The organism is Thermoanaerobacter sp. A7A (assembly GCF_000445185.1).
In the GTDB taxonomy this organism is placed as follows: domain Bacteria; phylum Bacillota; class Thermoanaerobacteria; order Thermoanaerobacterales; family Thermoanaerobacteraceae; genus Thermoanaerobacter.
Genome location: NZ_AVAF01000118.1, coordinates 1 through 2,382 on the forward strand (window position 1 = coordinate 1; position 2,382 = coordinate 2,382).

The window sequence follows — 2,382 nt, forward strand, 5'->3', positions numbered from 1 at the left end:
ATTTACAATGCTAAAAGAGCAATTGATGGATGTTCTCGACACTTTAACCCCGAGGGAAGAGAAGGTATTAAGGTTGAGATTTGGACTTGATGATGGTAGAGCAAGGACATTAGAGGAAGTCGGTAAAGAATTTAATGTTACAAGAGAGCGCATAAGACAAATTGAAGCAAAAGCGTTGAGAAAATTGAGACATCCTTCTCGATCTAAAAAATTAAAAGATTTTCTTGATTAAAAGATAGCTGTCTTGACAATGGGGCAAAAATCTGTATAATTATTATTGTATTCCTCAGTAGCTCAAGGGTAGAGCAACCGGCTGTTAACCGGTAGGTTGTAGGTTCGAGCCCTACCTGAGGAGCCATTTTTTGGGCCTTTAGCTCAGCTGGCAGAGCGGTCGGCTCATAACCGATTGGTCCGGGGTTCAAATCCCTGAAGGCCCACCATTGAGAGAAAAAGCATTTAGCTTTAAATGCTTTTTTATTTTTTATACTTTTAGGAGGATTACATGAAACTTACAGAGCGATTAAGGAAAATTGCTGAATACATTCCTCATGGGTCAAAAGTTGCAGACATCGGGACTGATCATGGGCTTATTCCTGTTTACCTTATCGAAAACAAAATATCTACCTATGTTGTTGCTTCAGATTTAAATAAAGGTTCATTAAGTAAAGCTGTAAAAGAAGTTGAGAAGCGAAATTTGCAATCTTTGATAGACACAAGGTTAGGGAATGGTCTTAATGTTTTATCGCCAGGGGAAGTAGACATAGTTGTCATTGCAGGTATGGGAGGAATTTCAATTACAAAAATACTAGATGAGGGAAAAAATATTGCAAAAACTATCAAAAAATTTATATTTCAACCTATGAGAGATTCAGCAGACTTGAGGAAATACTTAATAGAAAATGGATACAAAATTTCTGATGAGGAATTAGTTAAGGAAAATCAAAAATATTATGAAATAATAGTAGCAGAACATGGTAGACAAAAAGTCAAAAATCACATATATTATGAAGTAGGGGAAAAACTCTTACAAAAAAGACATCCACTACTAGAAGAATTCTTACAATATAAAATCGACAAAATGAAGAAAATCATAAGTAAACTTCCAGAGTCCAATGAAAAGCGTAAGCAATTAGAGGAAAAAGTAAAGAAATTCGAGGTGTTGATAAATGGGCTTGAAATGCCAAGTAATAGCTTCCATAATGGATAAACTTGCACCGCGTAAATTTGCTGAAGAGTGGGATAACGTGGGATTGTTAATAGGAGATGGTTCTAAAGATGTTTCAAAAGTTTTAGTAGCTTTGGATGCTACTTCTGAAGTAGTTAAGGAAGCAATTGACAAAAGAGTAGATATGATTGTAACTCATCACCCGTTAGTTTTTAAGCCAATAAAAAATGTCAGGGCTGATAATCCAGTGGGCTCCTTGTTAATACAACTTATTAAAAATGATATTTCCCTTTATGCAGCACATACTTCTTTTGATATAGCTCCAAATGGTATGAATGATATTTTATGCAATATCCTAGGAATATACGATAGGGAAGTTTTGGCTGTCACTTATTCCGAAGAATATAAGAAAATTGCAGTTTATGTGCCGCAAGGATATGAAGAAGTGGTAAAAAATGCCATGTGCAGTGCGGGCGCTGGTTTCATTGGGAATTATAGTGATGCTACTTTTCAGGTACGAGGCATTGGAACTTATAGACCTTTAGAAGGAACAAACCCATTTATTGGTGAAATAGGGAAACTAGAAAAGACAGAAGAAGTAAAGATAGAAACTATAGTACCTCAGAGATATTTAGAAAAAGTGGTAACTGCAATGCTGAATGTTCATCCCTATGAAGAGGTTGCTTATGATATTTATTCTTTGGAAAATGTTAAAGAAGAATATGGGCTTGGAAGAATTGGAATTATTTCAGAAACTACTTTGCAAGAATTAGCTTTACAAGTAAAAACAAAACTTAAAATTAATAATTTAAGAGTGGTAGGAGACCTAAATAAAAAGATTAGAAAAGTGGCTGTATGTGGTGGAAGCGGTGCAAGTCTTATTCACAAAGCTGTTTCTAAAGGAGCGGATGTTTTAATAACAGCAGACATTGGCTATCACGATGCGGTAGAAGCCCAACACCTCGGATTGGCTTTAATTGATGCTGGACATTTTAGTACGGAGAATATTGCAGTCAGGTTTATTGCAGAATATATAATTGATGAAACTCAGGAACAGGGACACGAAATAGAAGTATTAGTTAGTGAAAGTCAAAAAGATCCTTTTATATATCTATAATTAGGTTGACAAAAATAAATATATATGATAATATATACTCGATTGATGTTAAGAAATATATATGAAATAACGCATGTGAGTAAGTCGGATGGCCGCGTGC

Annotated in this window: 3 protein-coding genes and 2 tRNA genes; all 5 read left to right on the forward strand. The window is 35.0% G+C overall.

Translation table 11 applies throughout. The features are described from left to right. Positions 1 to 232, forward strand: a 232-nt coding sequence (locus M663_RS0108675; protein ID WP_029688641.1) for a sigma-70 family RNA polymerase sigma factor, incomplete at its 5' end; no start/stop codon positions are given. Positions 233 to 283: 51 nt separating this feature from the next. Then, positions 284 to 358 (forward strand) — tRNA-Asn (locus tag M663_RS0108680). Between the two features lie 6 nt (positions 359 to 364). Then, a tRNA-Ile gene (locus tag M663_RS0108685) sits at positions 365 to 440 on the forward strand. 62 nt (positions 441 to 502) lie between these two features. Then, complete coding sequence (locus M663_RS0108690; protein WP_029688642.1) at positions 503 to 1,207, forward strand: class I SAM-dependent methyltransferase; 705 nt, start codon at positions 503 to 505, stop codon at positions 1,205 to 1,207. Beyond that, positions 1,167 to 2,282: a Nif3-like dinuclear metal center hexameric protein gene (locus tag M663_RS0108695; RefSeq protein ID WP_029688643.1), complete on the forward strand. Its 1,116-nt coding sequence runs from the start codon at positions 1,167 to 1,169 to the stop codon at positions 2,280 to 2,282. The genes M663_RS0108690 and M663_RS0108695 overlap by 41 nt, the downstream gene beginning before the upstream one ends. Positions 2,283 to 2,382 lie beyond the last annotated feature (100 nt).